The sequence below is a fragment of the Sphingobacterium mizutaii genome (assembly GCF_900187125.1).
In the GTDB taxonomy this organism is placed as follows: domain Bacteria; phylum Bacteroidota; class Bacteroidia; order Sphingobacteriales; family Sphingobacteriaceae; genus Sphingobacterium; species Sphingobacterium mizutaii.
Genome location: NZ_LT906468.1, coordinates 2,851,510 through 2,871,295 on the forward strand (window position 1 = coordinate 2,851,510; position 19,786 = coordinate 2,871,295).

At 38.3% G+C, this 19,786-nt stretch carries 16 protein-coding genes and 1 pseudogene; 9 read left to right on the top strand and 8 right to left on the bottom strand.

The annotated features are described in order from the left end of the window. Position 1: 1 nt before the first annotated feature. Both CKW03_RS12275 and CKW03_RS12280 read right to left on the bottom strand, forming a co-directional pair. Positions 2-463: a DUF5675 family protein gene (locus tag CKW03_RS12275; RefSeq protein WP_093097342.1), complete on the bottom strand. Its 462-nt coding sequence runs from the start codon at positions 461-463 to the stop codon at positions 2-4. Next, a complete protein-coding gene (locus CKW03_RS12280; protein ID WP_093097344.1) occupies positions 463-1,098 on the bottom strand; it encodes a DUF6266 family protein in 636 nt (211 codons plus the stop codon). Before CKW03_RS12280 ends, CKW03_RS12275 begins: the two co-directional genes overlap by 1 nt. Positions 1,099-1,343: 245 nt before the next feature. Between CKW03_RS12280 and CKW03_RS12285 the strand changes: the two genes are divergently transcribed. The 5 genes from CKW03_RS12285 (at position 1,344) to CKW03_RS12305 (ending at position 7,625) form a co-directional block, all read left to right on the top strand. Next, positions 1,344-3,392: a M48 family metallopeptidase gene (locus CKW03_RS12285; RefSeq protein WP_093097345.1), complete on the top strand. Its 2,049-nt coding sequence runs from the start codon at positions 1,344-1,346 to the stop codon at positions 3,390-3,392. Positions 3,393-3,447: 55 nt separating this feature from the next. After that, entirely contained in the window at positions 3,448-3,930 is a 483-nt protein-coding gene (locus tag CKW03_RS12290) for a very short patch repair endonuclease (RefSeq protein WP_093097347.1), read from the top strand. A 185-nt stretch (positions 3,931-4,115) separates the two neighbouring features. Next, entirely contained in the window at positions 4,116-4,994 is an 879-nt protein-coding gene (prpB, locus tag CKW03_RS12295) for a methylisocitrate lyase (RefSeq protein ID WP_093097348.1), read from the top strand. Position 4,995: 1 nt separating this feature from the next. Beyond that, complete coding sequence (prpC, locus tag CKW03_RS12300) at positions 4,996-6,153, top strand: bifunctional 2-methylcitrate synthase/citrate synthase (RefSeq protein ID WP_093097350.1); 1,158 nt, start codon at positions 4,996-4,998, stop codon at positions 6,151-6,153. 23 nt (positions 6,154-6,176) lie between these two features. Then, a complete protein-coding gene (locus CKW03_RS12305; protein WP_093097351.1) occupies positions 6,177-7,625 on the top strand; it encodes a bifunctional 2-methylcitrate dehydratase/aconitate hydratase in 1,449 nt (482 codons plus the stop codon). A 1,502-nt stretch (positions 7,626-9,127) separates the two neighbouring features. Here CKW03_RS12305 and CKW03_RS12315 read toward each other — a convergent pair. The 3 genes from CKW03_RS12315 to CKW03_RS12325 form a co-directional block, all read right to left on the bottom strand. Next, positions 9,128-11,227: a 3-hydroxyacyl-CoA dehydrogenase NAD-binding domain-containing protein gene (locus CKW03_RS12315; RefSeq protein WP_093097354.1), complete on the bottom strand. Its 2,100-nt coding sequence runs from the start codon at positions 11,225-11,227 to the stop codon at positions 9,128-9,130. Positions 11,228-11,251: 24 nt separating this feature from the next. Continuing rightward, positions 11,252-12,415, bottom strand: a complete 1,164-nt coding sequence (locus tag CKW03_RS12320; RefSeq protein ID WP_093097356.1) for an acyl-CoA dehydrogenase family protein — start codon at positions 12,413-12,415, stop codon at positions 11,252-11,254. A 245-nt stretch (positions 12,416-12,660) separates the two neighbouring features. After that, positions 12,661-13,086, bottom strand: a complete 426-nt coding sequence (locus CKW03_RS12325) for a hypothetical protein (RefSeq protein WP_093097358.1) — start codon at positions 13,084-13,086, stop codon at positions 12,661-12,663. Positions 13,087-13,925: 839 nt separating this feature from the next. Between CKW03_RS12325 and CKW03_RS12330 the strand changes: the two are divergent. Next, positions 13,926-14,383 (top strand): annotated as a pseudogene (locus CKW03_RS12330) (GNAT family N-acetyltransferase). Positions 14,384-14,533: 150 nt separating this feature from the next. Further along, positions 14,534-15,286 carry a class I SAM-dependent methyltransferase gene (locus CKW03_RS12335; protein ID WP_093097359.1) on the top strand — a complete coding sequence of 251 codons (753 nt, stop codon included), beginning with the start codon at positions 14,534-14,536 and terminating at the stop codon, positions 15,284-15,286. Positions 15,287-15,429: 143 nt separating this feature from the next. On the opposite strand, the gene CKW03_RS12340 is transcribed toward CKW03_RS12335, so the two are convergent. Both CKW03_RS12340 and CKW03_RS12345 read right to left on the bottom strand, forming a co-directional pair. Continuing rightward, positions 15,430-15,960, bottom strand: coding sequence for a GNAT family N-acetyltransferase (locus CKW03_RS12340; protein ID WP_093097361.1), 531 nt, complete (start codon positions 15,958-15,960; stop codon positions 15,430-15,432). 764 nt (positions 15,961-16,724) lie between these two features. Then, complete coding sequence (locus CKW03_RS12345) at positions 16,725-16,988, bottom strand: hypothetical protein (protein WP_093097362.1); 264 nt, start codon at positions 16,986-16,988, stop codon at positions 16,725-16,727. 263 nt (positions 16,989-17,251) lie between these two features. On the opposite strand from CKW03_RS12345, the gene CKW03_RS12350 reads away from it, so the two are divergent. Beyond that, complete coding sequence (locus CKW03_RS12350; RefSeq protein ID WP_093097364.1) at positions 17,252-17,878, top strand: helix-turn-helix transcriptional regulator; 627 nt, start codon at positions 17,252-17,254, stop codon at positions 17,876-17,878. A gap of 10 nt (positions 17,879-17,888) precedes the next feature. Here CKW03_RS12350 and CKW03_RS12355 read toward each other — a convergent pair whose 3' ends face one another. After that, positions 17,889-18,224, bottom strand: coding sequence for a phosphoribosylpyrophosphate synthetase (locus CKW03_RS12355; RefSeq protein WP_093097814.1), 336 nt, complete (start codon positions 18,222-18,224; stop codon positions 17,889-17,891). A 978-nt stretch (positions 18,225-19,202) separates the two neighbouring features. Here CKW03_RS12355 and CKW03_RS12360 point away from each other — a divergent pair. Next, entirely contained in the window at positions 19,203-19,706 is a 504-nt protein-coding gene (locus CKW03_RS12360) for a GNAT family N-acetyltransferase (RefSeq protein ID WP_175486293.1), read from the top strand. Positions 19,707-19,786 lie beyond the last annotated feature (80 nt).

The window sequence follows — 19,786 nt, forward strand, 5'->3', positions numbered from 1 at the left end:
ATTAATCATAATTAAATTCCTGCAAGCGGTTAACAACTTTGATTCTTCCGGTTCCCATCTTTATTTTCTCGACTAAAACTGGATACCAGGTTTTATAAGCCAGAGCAGATTGCAAGACCATAAAATCATCGCCTTCTTTCCGAAAATAACTTCCCATCAAAGGACAGCCCTTGGTATCCGTGTGATAATTGCCAATATGGAAAAACACTAATGAAAATTCTGGAATTTTCTGGATTTCCAACATGCCCTTGTGCCTCCGACCAAACTTGGGCGCATATTGACTGTTCATTCCTGCCGTTGTGTTCAAAGACAAGGGATAGATCCCTTCGGGAATACAGGTCTTTGCAAAGACCTTCTTGGACCTAATCTTATCCTCCAATAGATAGCATGCAAATAAACCGTCGATATAAAGATGAGACACAGTGCTGTTCTCAGCACTGTGAACTCTTACCAATTCAATCATTAAACAGTAAATTCATTAATGAATTGGCTCTCAGAAATCCTATTGGTTTTCTTATCCATAGTATACAGCCAAATTGCCAATTTTTCGCCCTTATCAAATAAACTCAAGGAGATTTCACCCTGCGCAGTTTTTCGAGATCCCAATTTAAAGTGATGGAAATGATTCTTATTTTCATTATAAATTACGCCCCGAACCTCAACCTCAGCTAAAGGGACTAAGTACTTCTCCTCAGCGCCCCATTTAACCGATATTACTCGATCTAACTTTTCTGAACTTATATCCAGCAACTGTTCCACTGTCCCTTTGCTGATGATAATTTTAGAATAATTCAATTTGATTTCAGGTAAGTTGCCTTGAACCGCATGCCTTAAAATATGACTGGACAAAAGGTTGGCTGAAGTCATGTACCTGATCTTCTCATCTTCGTAATTTTCCTTTAAGAAACTTCTCAATGGATTCACAAAACTCATGGCCAAAGCAAATTTTGCCTGTTGATTTAACATCTTTTCTGTCGGTACGCGTTTAACCTTTTTGGGTAGTGAACGAATGTATTGGATGCCCCTCCAACTTCCACCTACAACTGATCCTACTTTTCCTGAAAAACTCCCTAAAATTCCGTTTGAAATAATTGCCATTTTTTTTAATTTTTAAAATTTAACCATTCGATTGCATGCAATGCTGTTTTGATATCGACAGCTAAACTCTAGTTTTACCAGCTCTTATTTTCATCTTGACAGCAAATGACTCAAATTGAAACGTCTTGAACCATTTTGGAATTATACCGATTCATCCTCCTCCATATCCCCTAATTCAAAATCAAACTAGGTATTGAATTTTGTTTCCAATAAATTTCTATATTAGACCTAACTAATCAACTAATATGAACGTTCAAGTTTCCCCAGCTTTTCAATCTCGAGTTAAAAAAACATTGTTTTCTATCCTAATTTTTATCCTTGTTTACAGCATCCTGCTATTAATCAGTATTGGGATCACGGCTTTCTTTACTTATATAGGAATCTGGGCGATTATCAATTATCCAAACTTCTTGACCATTACGTTAGGTTTAGGATTGATTGCAGCCGGTTTTATGATTCTTTATTTCTTGATCAAATTCATTTTCGCCACTAATAAAACCGACACCAGCGATTTCATAGAAATCACCCAGGATGAACAACCCGAATTATTTGCAATGATTCATGATTTAGTGAAAGAAATAGAAACAGACTTCCCGCAAAAGGTCTTTTTATCTCATAACGTTAATGCTTCCGTATTTTATAATTCGAGCTTTTGGAGTATGTTTTTCCCCGTCCGAAAAAACCTCCAAATTGGCGTAGGATTAATTAATTCGTTAACCAATCAAGAATTAAGGGCGATACTAGCACATGAATTTGGACACTTCTCACAAAGAAGCATGAAGGTCGGTAGTTATGTCTACAACGTCAACAATGTTATTTTCAATATGTTATACAACAATGACACTTTAAAGAAAATGCATGAAAATCTTGCCAATTTAAGTTCTTATATCGCTTTGCCATTAAACATTTCAATACTCTCCATAAACGGCATCCAAAAGATCCTCCAAAAACTCTATGATTATGTTAACATCAATTACTTAGCATTATCTAGAGAAATGGAATTCCATGCAGATGAAATCGCCGCAAATGTGGCTGGATCTAATGCCATGACCGATGGCTTAAAAAGACTAAGCTTTGCAAACCATTCTATGGAAAGTGTCATATCCTTTTACGAGAAAAACCAAAAATTAAATTGGATGCCACAGGATTTTTATGAAAACCATCATGCCGTCAACTTATTTCTCGCAAAAAAGAACAAATATGAAATCAAAAATGGTTTTCCTAACGTTCCATTAGATGCAGAATCCAAATTCAATAAATCAAAATTAAATATCGACAACCAATGGCAATCTCATCCTTCTACCCAAGATCGCATCAACGCCATCTCCAAATTAAATATCCAGGTCGCATACAATAATCAAGCTCCTGCGATCAACATCCTCAGAAACAAGGAAATCCTATTTCAAAAAATAAAAGACTATTTGTTTGCAAACATCAATCATCAAGGTCAGATACAACTCCTCGACCCAATAGAGTTTCAACATAACTTTGCGAAGGATTTTGAAAAAAATGATTTTGATGAAATTTACAATGATTTTTACTTCTTTCTGAATCCGATCATCGACGATTTTTCAAATGTTGACTACCATGCTGCCCCTATCCCAATTTCCGAGCTCTTTTCAGATCAAAATCGAGATCTTTCCTTTGAACTTAATTCCTTATCGAATGATAAACAAACCTTAATCGATATCAACAAGAAAGCCTACAATATTAAATCTTTTGATTATGATGGGGTCAAATACAAAAGCTCAGAAGCTAATCGAATTTTAGAGGCTGTGGAAGTTGAAATAAAAACCAAACAGGCTCAGATAAATGAAATAAACAAAAAAGCATTTGAGACGTTTTATAGCCTCGCAGCAAATGATCTGTCTAAAAACCAGTTAATGAAATACTATGAAGATTTGAAAGAAATGGATACCATCTTCAATGAAAAGATCGAATTCTATTTTGAGCTGAACCAAAAGTATTATTTCATTTATGAACAGGTCGAATATTCTGATATCATCAACAACTTGATGAAAAACAAGCCCTTGGAAAAGAGATTAAAAACAGAAATTGCAGCACTTCTGACAAATTCGGAACTAGTCGAAGAATTGCCAGAAGATTTATTGAATTCCTTAAATGAATTCCAAAACAACGAGCTGGAATATTTTAAAGCAAATCAATACGATGACAACAATTTAACCTTGCTTTTCACGGCTATACATAATTATTACAACCTGATATTTAGGTCCTATTTTCTTCATAAATACAAATTATTGAAGTTCCAAAAAGAAATCTATGATTCGCAATAAAAAATACTATCCTGAAGAAAACCTTTTCAGAGGTTAGGTATTGATATCCTAATACATGACTAATAAATTCTATAATCCTACTCCGATCCAGGTTCCTCGTTTTGAAGAGGCGAAGGGTTTTTACACCAGTAAAAAGCGGAGTAAGATTATGTCTAAAATCAAAGGCAAGAATTCGAAACCGGAAATTATCTTACGAAAAGCACTTTGGAACAAAAACATTCGCTACCGCATTCACCAAAAGAAATTACCGGGGACTCCAGATATAGTCATCCAGAAATATAAACTTGCCATTTTTGTCGATGGTGAGTTTTGGCATGGCTATGATTGGGAGAATGTGAAAACAAGAATAAAAAGTAACCAAGCCTTTTGGATTCCAAAAATCGAAAGGAACATGCAAAAGGATTACTTCAATAATAAAGCCTTGCGCGACCTCGGCTATACGGTATTTAGATTTTGGTCCCATGAAGTTTTAAAGGACCTGAAAAAAGTATTGAACCAAATCGACCTGTATATTGAAACCAGAAGCCTATACCCCTAATCCAAACACTTTCAAACTCAGCTTATTCCTATCCTTATAAGCCATATTCTTATTCATCTTTTCCAGTTTAAAAATTCCTATAACCCATAAATTTTCCTACCTTTAAGAGAGAGGCAAATTGACGTTACCTTAGTTAATTTTCCCCTCCAATTATCATTTTATAAACTATTTATCCCATCACGTATATGAAGGATTCTGCAGGTCGTAAATTTAAAGAAGCTATTCAATCTGAAACCCCATTACAGGTCGTAGGCGCCATCAATGCCAATCATGCATTATTGGCTGAACAATCTGGATTTAAAGCTATATACCTATCTGGTGGCGGCGTAGCAGCTGGTTCATTAGGAATTCCAGACTTGGGAATTACCACACTGGAGGATGTCCTGATCGATGTTCAACGGATCACCAATGTTTGCTCCCTCCCCTTATTAGTCGATATCGACACCGGCTTTGGACCATCGGCATTTAATATTGCTCGGACAATCAAATCCTTAGAAAAGGCAGGTGCTGCGGGAATCCACATGGAAGACCAAGTCGGTGCCAAACGCTGTGGCCATAGACCCGGCAAAGAACTGGTCTCTACAGAAGAAATGGTCGACAGAATCAAAGCCGCAGTCAATGCACGCACAGACCCTGATTTCCAGATTGGTGCCAGGACAGATGCCCTAGCCTCCGAAGGATTGGATAAAGCCTTGGAACGTGCTGTTGCCTATCAAATTGCAGGGGCAGATTTCATTTTTGCGGAAGCAGTAACCAAGTTAGAAGATTATCTGCGATTCGCTGAAGCAACCGGTCTCCCGATCCTTGCCAATATTACGGAATTTGGAAAAACAGACCTTTATACCGTACAGCAATTAAAAGATGTGCGGGTCTCTATCGTCCTCTATCCGCTTTCTGCATTTCGTGCCGCCAATAAAGCAGCCCTTAATGTCTATCAACATATCAGGAATGACGGTTCGCAAGCTCAGGTAATCGACAGTATGCAAACCAGAGAAGAACTTTATAAAAGTATAGACTATTACCGTTATGAAAACGAACTAGACCAATTATTTAAAAACAAATAATATGAAGGAAGCAAATGAATCAGGTTTCAAACCTAAAAAAAGCGTTGCCCTTTCGGGTGTTCCCGCTGGAAATACAAGTCTTTGTACCGTAGGTAAAAGTGGAAATGACCTGCACTATCGAGGTTATGATATTCTAGATCTTGCAGAACAAGCAACTTTCGAAGAAGTAGCTTATTTATTGATCCATGAACATCTTCCAACTTCAAAAGAATTGGAAACTTACCAGCAAAAACTCATAAAAGACCGTGGACTTCCTGACCCTTTGAAAGAGGTCTTGAAACTGATCCCAGAATTTGCCCATCCCATGGACTTACTTCGCACTTCTGTTTCGGTTTTTGGAAATCTAGAACCTGAACCGCTACAACACGAGGTAGAAACCACCAGGAATATTATCGATCGATTAATGGCAAGCATGGGTTCCGCCCTGTTATACTGGTACCACTATAGCCATAATCAAAAAGAAATCGATGTAAAAACGGATGACGCTACAATCGGAGGACATTTCCTGCACCTATTACACGGAAAAAAACCTAGTGACTCCTGGGTACATGCCATGCAGGTTTCGCTAAACCTATATGCTGAGCATGAATTCAATGCCTCGACCTTTACCGCAAGAGTCATCGCGGGTACAGGCTCTGATATCTATTCCTGTATTGCAGGTGCCATTGGTGCCCTCCGAGGACCCAAGCACGGTGGGGCAAATGAGGTTGCTTATGAAATTCAGGAACGCTATGCCAATGCCGATGAAGCCGAAGCTGACATCAAAAAAAGGTTAGCGAATAAAGAGGTTATCATTGGGTTTGGGCATCCCGTATATACCATAGCCGACCCTAGAAACCAAGTCATCAAGAAAATTGCCAAAAAACTATCTGAAGAAAGTGGCGATATGCGCTTATTTGATATTGCAGAACGGATAGAAACCGTAATGTGGGATGAAAAACGCATGTTCCCGAATCTGGATTGGTTCTCTGCAGTGGCTTACCATTTAATGGGAATCCCTACGGACATGTTTACACCATTGTTTGTGATGTCCAGGATTTCAGGATGGGGAGCCCATGTGATCGAACAGAGACAAGATGGTAAAATTATCAGACCGAGTGCCAATTACACCGGTCCTGAAAACAGGGAATTCATACCTTTAGCCGACAGAAAAAATTAACATAAAAACACTTATATATTAGAATGTCATCACATATTTCAAACAACAGACCAAATCCTGACCAGGTTTTGGTTGATATTGCAGATTATATCCTTGATTTTAAAATCAATAGTGACCTTGCCTTAAAAACAGCACACTATTGCTTCCTCGATACCATCGGTTGTGGTTTCGAAGCTTTAACCTATCCTGCTTGCACAAAACTTATGGGGCCCATTGTTCCCGGAACAGTAGTTCCAAATGGCGCCAAGGTTCCAGGAACTCCATTTCAATTAGACCCGATCCAAGCAGCCTTCAATATTGGCGCAATGGTGCGTTGGCTAGATTTCAACGACACTTGGTTGGCCGCAGAATGGGGACACCCTTCAGACAATTTAGGCGGGATCCTGGCAGTAGCCGATTGGATCTCTAGAAATAGAATTGCTGCCGGTAAAAAACCATTGGTCATGCTAGACGTATTGGAATCAATGATCATGGCGCATGAAGTTCAAGGTGTGTTGGCATTGGAAAACTCATTCAATAAGGTTGGACTTGACCATGTTATTTTAGTGAAAGTGGCCTCAACCGCTGTCGTGAGTAAACTATTGGGCTTGAACAGAGAAGAATTGATCAATGCCCTTTCTTTAGCCTTTGTGGATGGACAGTCACTGAGAACCTATAGACATGCTCCAAATACTGGAAGCCGCAAATCTTGGGCTGCCGGTGATGCAACATCGAGAGCCGTTCGTTTGGCTCTCATTGCCCAAAAAGGTGAAATGGGATACCCATCTGTCTTAACAGCTCCAGTATGGGGTTTTTATGACGTTTCGTTTAAAGGTAATCCATTTAAATTCCAACGTCCTTACGGCACTTATGTCATGGAGAATGTATTGTTCAAGATTTCATTCCCAGCAGAATTCCACTCTCAAACGGCTGTAGAAGCTGCAATGACCTTACATCAGCAATTAAAAGATGCAGGTAAGACTTCTGATGATATCAAAAGCATCAAAATTAGAACCCATGAAGCAGCCATTCGAATCATAGATAAGAAAGGTCCTCTTCACAACCCAGCGGACCGTGACCATGCCATCCAATATATGGTGGCTGTGCCTTTGATCTTTGGCCGTCTTACAGCCGCTGATTATGAAGACAATATTGCTTCTGATCCGAGGATTGATGCCTTGAGAGAGAAAATTACCTGTTTCGAAGACCCGCAATTTACCAAGGATTATCACGATCCTGAAAAGAGATCCATTGCCAACGCATTAACCCTCGAACTGAATGATGGTAGCATCTTCGAAGAGGTGGTTGTTGAATATCCAATTGGGCACCGTAGACGCCGCGATGAAGGAATCCCTAAATTGATAGAAAAATATAAAATCAACCTTGCACGTGTTTTCGCAGAAAAACAACAAAAAACAATTCTCGAAAACACCTTGGATTATGATAAAATCAAAGATATCCCAGTCCATGAATTAGTGGATTTAATGGTATAAATAAAATGCGGCTGTAATGGCCGCTTTTTTTTGAACCAGGATGCCCTTCGACGATCATCGAGCGGCATCTCGACTTCGATAACTGCCGAGATGACGTTTACCCACTGGATAAACCAAGATCGTGCGAATGAACATTGCTTTCTGGGGCGGATTTAACCCCATTTTCGTAGGGGCTTATTGCATAAGCCCGCCCCTTACATACTTGAAATAATTCTGCCCTTCTAGGGCTGTTTATTGCAAAAAAAACATCCTTTCCGCTGTCTTTCTGACGAAGGAAGAATCTCGGAACCATGCAAACCATAATTCCATTGACGAACAGGTCCTTAATCTTCGAGCGGCATCTCGACTTCGATAACCGCCGAGATGACGTTTACCCACTGGATAAACCAAGATCGTGGGAATGAACATTGCTTTCTGGGGCAGATTTAACCCCGTTTTCGTAGGGGCTTATTGCATAAGCCCGCTCCTTACATACTTGAAATAATTCTGCCCTTCTAGGGCTGTTTATCGCAAAAAATCGTTCCTTTCCGGCGTCATTCTGACGAAGTAAAAATTTGGACTAAATTTATTGGAAGGTGATGACAGCAAAGTGGAAGGCAAAAAATGTTTTTTTAATTTTAAAGATATAACCCCTTTTGGGGTTCCATTATTTTAGCTGGCATGGCACGTTAGCCTGGAAGTCGCGCAAAAACGATGTTCGATTAATCGAACATCGTTTTTGCATTAGCCCTATATTGTTTACCATTGATGCTAAAATAATTCATCCCCTCTGGGGATGTATGGCGGAAAAAATATATTCTCCAGATAAATAAATATAGCTCTAAATACCAAGAAACACAGATTTAACAAACTTGTCATTGGTACGAAGGAAGAATCTCGGATCTTTGCAAACCATAATTCCATTGGCGAACAGGTCCTTAATCTTCGATCAAGGATGACAAGCACATGTTGGGACATTTACGTACAGATTCTTCACTAATCGTTCAGAATTGGAAGCCTCCTGAGAGGGATTCAGAGCACAGCGAAGAATCTATTGTTTTTATTTTTTTAGGAAGATTTTGTCATTTCGAAATCGTAAGATGAGAAAACCATTTCTATTGAAGAATGTAACGTTCCGAGACCCTTCGGCAGAGCCTTCAGGGTGACACTAAAAGGGTATAGAAAAATGTTACATCCTTCTACAAATATTTCACCCCTTCTAGGGCAGTTTATCGCAAAAAATCGTTCCTTTCCGGTGTCATTCTGACGAAGGAAGAATCTCGGATCTTTGCAAACCATAATTCCATTGGCGAACAGGTCCTTGATCATCGATCAAGGATTACAATGTAACGTTCCGAGACCCTTCGGCAGAGCCTTCAGGGTGACACTAAAAGGGTATAGAAAAATGTTAACCCCTTCTAGGGGTGATCCCTTGTGCGACAATCACTCAGCATAAATAAAAATTGGGCTTATGTACCATAAGCCCAATTTCACTGTCTTTTTCTGAAGGTTTTCAGATCTCCCTACTCATCAACCCAGTTAGATTCAAATCCATCATAAAACTGGAAACCTTCATCTCTCAATTTGACCAATGAATCTGGGATCTCCCATTCATCGCCATATTGACTGAAATTTTCACAGATCTTGACGAATTCATCCAAACCGATCATATCGATATAACCAAATACCCCACCGGTCTGAACTGGATAGCCTAATCCCATTACGGAACCTAGATCCCCATCAATTGGACTAAATAAAATCCCTTCTTCCAGACAACGATAACTATCCAAAGCCAAAACCGCCAATAATCGATCTTGGATATCTTTTGCAGAAATTTGGCTATCAAGATCCTTTAATTCAGGATCGGAATAGTATTTTTTAGGCTTATTATCTGGATAATCATAAAACCCACGACTGGATTTTCTTCCGGTCCTTCCTTTTTTGATCATCCGCTGTAGGTAGTTGTATACTCTCTTCTGACTGAAGCTCATATCAGGCAACTGTTCATATACATGGACCATCAATGGCAATGAGATCTCATCCAAAACCGCTAATGGACCTACGGCAAAACCTGCAAGCTTAGCGCCTTCCTCAATTCTTTCCATAGGAACACCCTCTAACAACATGGTAATTCCTTCCAATAGGTAATAGAAAAATATTCGGGAGGTAAAAAATGCCGGTCCATCATTCACCACGATCGGGATCTTTTTGAGTTTACCGACAAAACTCAATGCTTTATCCAGTGTTTCCTCCGAGGTTTCCTTACCGCGGATGACTTCCACCAATGCCATACGATCTACCGGCGAGAAAAAATGCAAACCAATAAAACGACTAGGATCATCAAATGATTTCGATAATTTACTGATCGGCAAAGAAGTAGTATTGGATGCGAATAGACCACTTTGTGCTAAATATCGCTTGCTATCATTGATGACTTCCGCTTTCAATCGCTTATCTTCAAAGACTGCTTCAACAATAATTTCCGCACCATCTAAATCCTCTAATTGATCCGTAGGAAGAATGCGCTCTAATATCTTAGGCTTATCATCCTCCTTCATCTTATTCAATTCAATCAGTTTATTGCACAGCTTCTCAGAATAAGCTCTGCCCTTTTCGGCATTTTGCAGATCCACATCCTTTAAGATCACATCAATTCCTGCTTTCGCCACTTCATAGGCTATACCAGAACCCATCATCCCAGCTCCGATAACTGCGACCTTGCTGATTTCCGCATCTTCAACTTCTTTACACATGGAAATCGCATCCTCAACTGCATAATGGAATGTTCTCACCCTTGTTAGGGTTTCCTTCGCGGTCAACAAACCTACATAGGCAAGGTGTTCCTTTGTCAGCAACTCTTTATAGCTCTGCCCTTCAGAACCTTGTATCAAACTCAATATTACCTCAGTCAGCAACAAAGGCTTTATAGCCTTGGCATTTAATTTTTGTATGGCTTCTGATAATTTACCCTGATCAACCTTCCATTTGAACTTATGGGACTTATTGAGGGCTGAATTTTCCTGGAGCCAAGCTTGAACCTGTTCCCAAGAACTGATTCTATCTTGGATAAGACCTGTTTTTTCAGCTTCCTCAGGTTTGATCAACCTACCTGAATTTAATAGATCGAAAACAAATTCTGCATCCACAAGCCCTAATAATTTACTGAAGCTTCCGTTACCGGTCAACATGCCAAAGGCACCTTCTGGGAAACCCATCTTGGCTTTAGGACCGATCCCAATACGTCGATCAAATAGCAACAGAAAAGCAGCTGCCAAACCTGTACAAGCTTTATCAAATAAAACAACCGTCGGTTTCTCGATTTCAGAAAGCTCAATGATCATTTCATCGATATGCTCTAATTTAGTAAGGAAACCTTCTTTTCCGGCCATATAGATCAATTCCTCATAATCTGCATCCCTAAACTTTCCTTCCAAGATCAATTGCAAACTAGTACAATCACTTTTCTTAAGGACAGAAAGAAGTAGTTCGATACAGAACTTGAATTCATCTAATGAAAGATCATGTGGGCGCGATCTTACGTTGATCCATCTCAATTGATAGACCCCATCAGCATTTTTACTGACACTGATTTGCTCTTTAATTCTCTCCTTAATTTTACTCATTATCCTCTTATTTACATCGGTTAATTATCGTTTTTCATAATCCACTTCATCAATGAATATCTTCGACAGAATTTCAAGCATAATTTCCGATGTTCCCCCAATGATGGTACCAACACGTACATCTCGGTATAATCTGGAAATCTTATAATCTTCTGTAAAGCCATAGCCACCAAACAACTGCAGGCATTCCCCAACAATTTTGATGGCCAGCTCACTACATTGCAGTTTAGCAATGGAACATTCCTTAACTGCATATTTTTTCTGATTCTCAAGGTCACAACAGTGATAGACGAAACTTTTTAAAACCTCAATATCGGCCATCATCTGCGACACTCTATGACGAATAACTTGAAAATCCTTCAATTGTTTGTTAAATGCCGACCTTTCTTTCAGATAATTGAGTGTGTATTCTACTGCTGATTCCGCGGTAGCGAGGCTATGTATGGCAGCTGTCAAACGCTCGAGCTGCAATCCGCCCATCAAATATTTAAATCCTTTTCCCAATTCACCAATTAAGTGGTCTTTTGGAACCTTTACATTATCAAAGCCCAGTTCGGCAGTATCGGAAGCATGCCAACCTAATTTCTGGATCTTATTGGTTGTCAAGCCTTCTGACCCTTTATCGATCAACAATAAGCTAATCCCTGAGGATCCTGCTTTTGGATCTGTTTTTACCACGGTAATATAGAAATCACCGTAATAGCCATTGGTGATAAAAGTCTTGGAGCCATTGACCAAGAAATAATCACCCTGATCAATCGCTGTGGTCTTGATGTTCTGAACATCCGAACCAGCTCCAGGTTCAGTAATTGCAATTGCACTAACCAGTTCCCCAGAAATGACCCTACTCAAGTACTTTTCTTTGAGAAATGTCGAACCATATTTCAATAAATAAGGCGCAGACATATATTCTATTACAAGCGCAGAAATGGTAAACCCTCCAGAAAAGCAATATGATAGTTCTTCGCAAAATATTAGGGAATAATAGAAATCTAGGTCTAATCCGCCATATTCTTCGGGATAAATTAGGCCTAAGTAACCCATCTCTCCCATTTTCCGCCAGATGGCTTTATCAATTTTACAGGTACTCTCCCATTCATCGATATGTGGAAGGATTTCTTTTTTGATAAATGAACGTAAACTCTCCCTGAAAAATTGGTGTTCAGGGCTAATTGGTGTCGAAAGCATATAAGTTTATTTGGTTTCAAAGAGCATAGATTAAACAGAAATAAATTAATGCTCTTATTGGGATAAATTTAGGAAATAATGGTCAAATTTCCATAAATTATCCGTTAAAACAAAAGGCATCAGACAGATTGCAAATTCCTTCTATAAATAAGAGGTTTTATATTTGTCCTGGCCAAAAAACTAGAAGAAAACCAGGGCAAATGGAAGGTCTTGCTTATCCGCCGATGCCTAAAATTGTTGAATGATTATTCAAAGTAATTTCCAGAAATCTCTTTTATCTTTTCGTCAAAGATTTCTTCTGGACAGTGTATCAATTGTCTCAATGCAAATAATTGATAGAAACTGGGTTCATCAAGGATGTTCAAGAACAGAAACATCTCTTTAAGGATCAATCTTTCTTTATCATCCGAACGTGAAGACAAAACTTCCAATAAGGTCAGTTTTATCTCGTTTAAGCTAAGTTTATAATGGGTCAACCCACCGCCTAAGCTCCAAAATCCTTGATCAATTATGTCCTTATATTTGATGCGTTCAAATAGGTTGATTATCTGCGATCGTTGCTCAACACTCAAGTTTTCTAAGTTTTTTGAAGTGGTAAAACAATTCGCAGCGACATCCTGTAGTTTCCTTTCAAGATCCTGCCCTTCCAAAGTGTTGTTTGGTATTTCCATATTAAAATAATTAAGATATTTCAAAAGCTTATTGCTCCTCCCCAATCATGTCCGCAATCGCTTTTAGTCAATAAACCACTGTACCGAAACGTATATATAGCATATATACAACTCAGCCCATTGCGATTAGCGTTATTAATCTGCAATAAATTTTAATTACTACCCAAAGGAATTACCTGTACAAAAGTAACTATATTTAAATTAATTTAATATTAAAACATATTTTTTATTATATTTTTAATAAAGAGAAAACAACAGAATTATTGAATCGCAATAAATAACCAAGCCTGAATTTTTTTTCAGCAAACTATAAATCAATCCATTAAGCATTGCATACTTTGCTAAAAATCAATTTTTTCATTATTTTATAAATTAAAATTTTCATAAAACTAGATGAAGTTGGTTTAAAATTTAACATATAAACATTAAGTAATTGTTAATTATACCAGATGGAAATCTTAGCGCTTTGCAATTATCCTATATGGAACCAAGAATTTTTGATGAGGCTGTTTATTTCACAAAAAAAAGTCATCAAGGCTGATGACTTTTTGACTATGATTTTCTTAGGTAGTTAAAATACGATTTATTAAACTAATTTTAGAATTATTAAACGACTAAATTAGATAAATAAGGACTTAATAGCCAAATATTATTTGCAAAATTTCCGTTATTTTGTCAGATTATTTCGACAAAAAAATAAAATATTGCTTCAACAACTATATTTCTGTAATTTTATTAAACCAATTAATAAACTTTAACCAAAAATGTCCACAGTTTCTGAAACCAAAAGGCTGATTCTCCGTGAAATTTCCACAGCCGACCGTAATGACATGTTCGAAATGGATGCTGACCCCGAGGTACATCAGTATATCTTCAACCAACCTGTAAAATCCATCCAAGAAATTGATGAAGCAATACAATTTATTAAAACCCAATACCTAGAAAATGGCGTTGCTCGCTGGGCCATTATCAAAAAAGACGGTATGGAAATGATTGGCTGGTGTGGATTAAAGTACATCAAGGAGCCCTTGAATGGGATCAGTAATTTTTATGACCTAGGTTATAGACTCAAAAGAAAGCTTGGGGAAATGGATTTGCCTCAGAGGCATGTATTGCCAGCTTGAAATATGCCAAGGAGGTCCTGAACCTTAAGAAAGTCTACGCTACGGTACATCCTGAAAACGTAGGCTCACTAAATGTGCTCAAGAAAATGGGTTTTGAAATCGGTGAAATTTTTGATTACGAAGGATCTCCTTCTTTTTTCTGTGAATTAGACCTCGATAAGTTCAATTTTTAAAGAAGGTCCACATTAAAAAAAACCTGTCATTAAAAATCTACTAAATTCATATCCTCTTAATAATCAATAAAAATTATCTTAAACAATAGCTTTTTTGCTCATCAATTATTCGTAAATTTAAGAGACAAATAGATGTAAAAAAAAGGTACTATGGCAACTTTTAGCGACAACTTCTCTAAACAAGCATCTATTTATGCTCAGTTTAGACCATCATACCCTCACGAGCTGTATGATTATCTCAGCAACTTAACTCCAGCGCATGATTTGGCATGGGACTGTGGAACGGGAAACGGCCAATCTGCCATACATTTAGCCGACTTTTATAATCAAGTCTATGCCTCAGACCCTAGCGAAGCCCAAATAAAAAATGCTTTCGAGCATGAAAAGGTGACTTACCATGTGGAAAAGGCAGAAGAACCCAGCCTTCCTGAGCATGCTGTTGATATAATCACTGTGGCACAAGCCATACACTGGTTCGATATCGACAAGTTCTACGAAGCTGCAAAAAAAGTCCTTAAAAAAGATGGAATTATTGCTGTCTGGGCCTATGCTGTCCCACAAGTAGACAAAAACATCGATCCCATCACCCAAAATTTCCATGATAAGACCGTAGGTCCATATTGGCCTTCTGAGATCAAATTACTGCAACAGGGTTACACCACCATACCTTTTCCTTTCCGGGAAATTGAACCTCCTGAATTCTATATCCACAAAAAATATAAACTCCAGGATTTCCTTGGCCATCTGTTGAGCTGGTCTGCTACACAACGCTATATCCAACAGGAAGAAAGAAATCCTCTCTTTAAATTAAAGGAGGAATTAGTCCCCTTTTGGAAGGATGAGGAAGAAGCTAAACAGGTAACCTGGAAGATCATTATGCGCGTTGGAAAATTACCGAGTTAATTTTTTAATATTCCAAACAAACTTTATTAAACAAATCCTGTTTAATTCTTGGGTTTGGTGACAGAAAAAAAAAGTATTTCATCAAAAAAAGAGGTTCTTTCGAACCTCTTTCTATTTATTTCTCAATTATTATTTAAGCTTTTTTAATCATCTAATTTCTTTTCGAAAGCTTTCCTAGCGCTACCCCGGAAGTATACCTCCCCACAATACACATAGCCTAACTTTTCCAATACCCTTAACATCCCCGTATTATCAAAGTTGGTATCCACTTTCAGGCTCAAATAACCATTGTCAAAACTCAGCTTCTGAGCTTCCTCCAGCATCCAGGTCGCCTGCCCTTTCACATAATTCGCTTGGGAAACAGCAATCCTATGCACTACAGAAAAAGGCCTATTGGTCAACCATTGATCGGCGATCGCCTCATAGGCTGGCTCTCCATCAAAAATCAGCGCCAAATAGCCCGTCAATTTTCCCCTGGGATCAATACTCACATAACCATACCCCTTTTCAATATCTGTTTTCACCACATCAAGGTTAGGATAACCATCTTGCCATTGGTTACTTCCCTCCTCGCGCCTTTTATCGATCGCCTCTTGCATAATGGACCAAATCAACTCTGCTTCCTCTGGCAAAGCTTTTCTAAAAGTAAATCCTGAAAATTGTTCTTTTGACATAACCAAAAATACTGTTTTTATTCAGATTCCATTTTAATCAAGCAGGAAGTTTTTAAGCTATAATATTGTCCTTATTTTTTTCTTCTAGATAAGGTTTGGATGGAGAAGATCAATCGAACCTGGTTTTACTCTTATTCGAGGCATATTCGGAAAATTCAAAATATGCCTCGAATAAGGTTAAGAAAAAAGCAAGACCTATTCTGATTGCTCCGGAATAAATTGAGCTACAATAATGACCAAGGGAAACCCAGGTTCTTTGAAAACCAACAGGGGATTAGAAAGATAAAAAAAATTCCCCAAAGGGCTTTGGGGAATTTACAGAAACGGGTTTTGATAACCCTTATGAACCAATTTAATTAATGATGATCTTGTATGTCGTTTTGTTATTTATCAATGAAACTTTATAAAGTAAGGGGTTATAACTATGCAAGGCCCATCCTATTGTAATTATAACCCTTCACCAAGGTTGAGTTTAGGTTTTATTTTTAAAGCAGTACCAATGCCCTTTGTCCAAATCTAAAAAGATTCCATTTCCCATCCATCCTGTACCATCCTGCAAAAATTCTTGTTTCGAAAGCATTTTCTTGCTTAAATCGAAATCTAGGCGCATTATTCCTTAAATAAAACAAGTATTAATTATTAAAAATTTTCATTAAGTAAGGCCGTAACTTTTATTTTTCTTCAGAAAATGCTGGTTTTTAGCGAAACAAAAAAGCGGATCCTTCAACAGAAAGACCCGCCAGACAAATAGAAATGAAAAAATATTAAGCAATCTTGACCTTAGGATCAAGTACTTTGATCAAATCAGCTTTTAGGAAAGCGACGCGGAATCCGTAGCTCAACAAGGTGTTTTGAATGTCGTTCTCCAGCCGACCTGGAGCATGGACATTCATGACATATTGTTTATCATCCATATCAATCGATATCGGACCCAATTGAGGATATTCGCGAGCTAACTTTTCAAAGATTTGTTGCCTTTGCAAAAGCGCATTTAATGGTGCTCGAAAGGATAATATGTAGTTCTCCATGATAAGGTTGTGTTAATTGAAGTAATAGCTAACAATCTATTCCAGATTGTGTATATCAAAGTTAAAAAATAGCTTTAATAAAACAAGTATACACTTGTTTTATTAAAGCAAAATTAATGCTGGATTAATGATAAAATAACCTTTAAAAGAACAAATAACACTGTATTAGGGGGAAATATAGATTTTTCCTATTCTCCTTAGAAAAAATCTATTGAAATTATTTATTTATATTTGCTAGAATAAAGCAAGAAATAACTTGGCTAATGAAGAAGAGCAATTCGGACAAAATTATTATGTTGATGAAGATGCGTGGTGAAATTGATGCCGCTTGCATCGCTGAGGAATTAGGCATCAGCAAGGAAGGTGCGAGGCAACAATTATTAAAGCTTTCTGAAGAAGGTTTGGTCCATGGCGTATGCAAAAAATCAGGGGTTGGTAGACCTTTTACCTTTTATTCCTTAAGCCAGACCGGACTTGCCAAGTTTCCCGACAACCATGCCGATATTACGGTACAACTTCTACAGTCCATCAAGTCGCTCTTGGGCGATAATGCCTTAGACTTGCTGATCACAGATCGTGAAAAAAGCTCCTATTTGAGGTATGAAGAAAAACTAAAGGGTTCCAAAAGCATCAGTGACAAATTAAAGAAATTGGCTCAAATCAGGTCTGAAGAAGGCTATATGGCGGAATGGAAGAAAGAGGGACAGACCTATTACTTAATTGAAAATCATTGTCCAATTTGTGCTGCCGCAACGGAATGTCAGCAATTCTGCCGGGCAGAACTCAAGAACTTCAGGGCATTATTAGGTGAGGACCTGGAGGTAAATCGGGTCAAACATATTTTAGCAGATGATAACCGCTGTGTGTACAAGATTGAGAAGAAACAATAAACCAAACAGTTTAATCATTTCTTGATCTTCGATTTAATTCTTCAACCAATCGCGAAGCCGTAAAACTAAAATCAGCACCAAAGCTATTGATCACTAATCCTTTGATGAGGTTATCGGTCGAGGAAATAGCAAACAAAATGCTTTCATCCCCCGGATCCGTCATCCCTTCAAAACGGTAAATCTCATCGATCACAAATTGCTCTGGAGAAAGCTCCATCGAACGACCTACACAAAACAAACACTCCCCCTCCTCCTGAATCACAAAATCTTCTACATAACCCATGCTTTGCAAGTCATTGACAGCCTCACTTAACGTATCGTAACTCTTCCTATTTCTTGGTTCCATAGTATTTTGATTTATTGGAATAACCCTGATTATCAGATTATTGTAATTTAATAAATTATCCGAAAACAATGGACATCTTAAAGTAAATAAATAAAAAGAGGATGTTTGGAGTGGATATTTTGGTATTTGAACCAGGATATGGCTCGACTCCGCTCGCCAACCGAGGATAAGAGGATGGGCCAAGATCGGGGTGGAACCAGGATGTGGGTCGACTCCGCTCGCCAACCAAGGATAAGAGGATGGGCCAAGATTATTTGGGGGATAATACGTTTTTGCGCGACCTCCAGGATGAACATTTTGTTAAAACTGTGTTTCTAGCCATTTTGTCCCATATTTATTTATCTGAAGAATTTTTATTATCCGCCATACATCCCCAGCGGGGATAAATTATTTTAGCACGAATGGTATTGAACAATATAGGGTTAATGCAAAAACGATGTTCGATTAATCGAACATCGTTTTTGCGCGACTTCCAGCCTAATGTGCCATGTCTGCTAAAATAATGGAATCCCGATAGGGTTATATCTCAAAAATATAAAAAACGATTTTTTTGCCTTGCACTTTGCAGCCTTCACCTTCTAATAAATTTAGGTCAAATTTTTTATCTCAGGTTGATGGAATGATTGTGAACCTGGCTTGCGTAACTGTTTGCCAATGCAAACCTATCATATGTTCAAAATTGGATGCGGGCTTATGCAATAAGCCCCTACGGAATTGGGGTCATATATAGTCAAAGATGCAACTCCCAGATCTTGGTCCATCCTCCCATCCCGTACCCTGAGCCGCACCCTTAGCGGAACCGAAGGGGAGCCGAAGGGGCGTCGAAGGGCATCCTGGTTCATTTCCTGATCTTGGTCTATCCTCCCATCCCAACCATCCTGGTTCAAATCCCAGATGGTCGTAGAACCCCAAATATCCTGACGCCAACCCTACTCCAAAACCTCTCTCAAAACCTTATATTTGTCCAAAGAAATCCACATGACTAATATAAAATTCAGGGAGGCTAATTATGCAGATCTTAACCAGATTGTAGAAATATACAATACCACCATTGCTTCTAGAATGGTTACTGCTGATCTAGAACCTGTATCTGTTGAAAGCAGGAACAATTGGTTTTATGAACACAATGCTAAGCATAGGCCTTTATGGATTTTGGAGATGGAGAATAACACCGTTGGTTGGCTTAGTTTTCAATCTTTTTATGGCAGACCCGCCTACAATGCGACTGCTGAGATCAGCATTTATTTGGATCCAACTGTAAGGGGAATGGGATTGGGCAAAACCGCCTTAGAATATGCCATCAGCCAGGCACCTGGATTGGGCATTAAAACCTTATTAGGTTTTATCTTTTCTCATAACCAGCCGAGTCTGAAACTTTTCCAACATTTTGGCTTTGAGGAATGGGCAAACCTGCCCAATATCGCCCAATTGGATGACACCGAAAGGGGACTGATAATTATGGGCAAGAGGATCATTCCATAGTACCATTTTTAGCCTTTTCCAAACAAAAACAATTTTCTCTTATTTTAGTAATAATGGAAATCGCACTAATTGTTTTTGGG